General features: G+C 47.3%; 1 rRNA gene. It reads right to left on the bottom strand.

The features are described 5' to 3' along the window. Positions 1-129: 129 nt before the first annotated feature. A 16S ribosomal RNA gene (locus tag CX675_RS09360) occupies positions 130-1,647 on the bottom strand. Positions 1,648-1,878: the final 231 nt, after the last annotated feature.

The raw sequence follows: 1,878 nt of genomic DNA, 5'->3' as shown, positions 1-1,878 counted from the left end.
GCCGACCCCTACATTATCAGTGTAGTACTCTAACCAGCTGAGCTACGAGACTCTGTATTTTAGATTCTTTTTTTTGAACTAACAGCGAGAGTAAAACTCACAAACTAAGCAACTATTATCTTGCTCTAGAAAGGAGGTGTTCCAGCCGCACCTTCCGGTACGGCTACCTTGTTACGACTTAGCCCTAGTTACTAGTTTTACCCTAGGCAGCTCCTTGCGGTCACCGACTTCAGGCACCCCCAGCTTCCATGGCTTGACGGGCGGTGTGTACAAGGCCCGGGAACGTATTCACCGGATCATGGCTGATATCCGATTACTAGCGATTCCAGCTTCACGGAGTCGAGTTGCAGACTCCGATCCGAACTGAGACCGGTTTTAAAGATTCGCATCCTATCACTAGGTAGCTGCCCTCTGTACCGGCCATTGTAGCACGTGTGTGGCCCAGGACGTAAGGGCCGTGATGATTTGACGTCATCCCCACCTTCCTCACGGTTTGCACCGGCAGTCTCGTTAGAGTTCCCGACTTCACTCGCTGGCAACTAACGACAGGGGTTGCGCTCGTTATAGGACTTAACCTGACACCTCACGGCACGAGCTGACGACAACCATGCAGCACCTTGAAAGACGTCCGAAGAATGTCTAGTTTCCTAAACTGTCGTCTCCCATTTAAGCCCTGGTAAGGTTCCTCGCGTATCATCGAATTAAACCACATGCTCCACCGCTTGTGCGGGCCCCCGTCAATTCCTTTGAGTTTCACACTTGCGTGCGTACTCCCCAGGTGGGATACTTATCACTTTCGCTTAGCCACTCAATCCGAAAATCGAACAGCTAGTATCCATCGTTTACAGCGTGGACTACCAGGGTATCTAATCCTGTTCGCTACCCACGCTTTCGTCCATCAGCGTCAATCGTTTGTTAGTAACCTGCCTTCGCAATTGGTATTCCATGTAATATCTAAGCATTTCACCGCTACACTACATATTCTAGTTACTTCACAAAAATTCAAGCCCTACAGTATCAATGGCAGTTTCCTAGTTGAGCTAGGAGATTTCACCACTGACTTATAAGGCCGCCTACGGACCCTTTAAACCCAATGATTCCGGATAACGCTTGGATCCTCCGTATTACCGCGGCTGCTGGCACGGAGTTAGCCGATCCTTATTCTTACAGTACCGTCAAGCTCCCTCACGAAGGAGTGTTTCTTCCTGTATAAAAGCAGTTTACAACCCATAGGGCAGTCTTCCTGCACGCGGCATGGCTGGATCAGGCTTGCGCCCATTGTCCAATATTCCTCACTGCTGCCTCCCGTAGGAGTCTGGTCCGTGTCTCAGTACCAGTGTGGGGGATCTCCCTCTCAGGACCCCTACCCATCATCGTCTTGGTAAGCCGTTACCTTACCAACTAACTAATGGGACGCATGCTCATCTTGTACCGTTGGAACTTTAATAATCAGAAGATGCCTTCCAAAAATACTATGAGGTATTAATCCAAATTTCTCTGGGCTATCCCTCTGTACAAGGTAGATTGCATACGCGTTACGCACCCGTGCGCCGGTCTCAAAGGAGCAAGCTCCTTCTACCCCTCGACTTGCATGTGTTAGGCCTGCCGCTAGCGTTCATCCTGAGCCAGGATCAAACTCTTCATCGTATGTTTTTTATATTGTACGATAATGCGTCAACTTAATTCTTTTCGCGTCTTACTCTCTTAAATTTTACAACTTAAATCCAAAGATTTAAATCGTGCTGTCAATCCAATATGTCTATGAACGCGTCTTCTATTCTTTCGCTTGTCTCTCAAAGCGGATGCAAAAGTACAACTTATTTTTTATCTGGCAAGTTTTTTTGAAAAAAAATTTAATTTTTTTTCTCAAATCCTAAA

The organism is Flavobacterium sp. J27, from assembly GCF_004303025.1.
GTDB lineage: Bacteria > Bacteroidota > Bacteroidia > Flavobacteriales > Flavobacteriaceae > Flavobacterium.
Note: the sequence above shows the minus strand (reverse complement) of the source record. Positions and strands in the feature narration are given on the sequence as shown.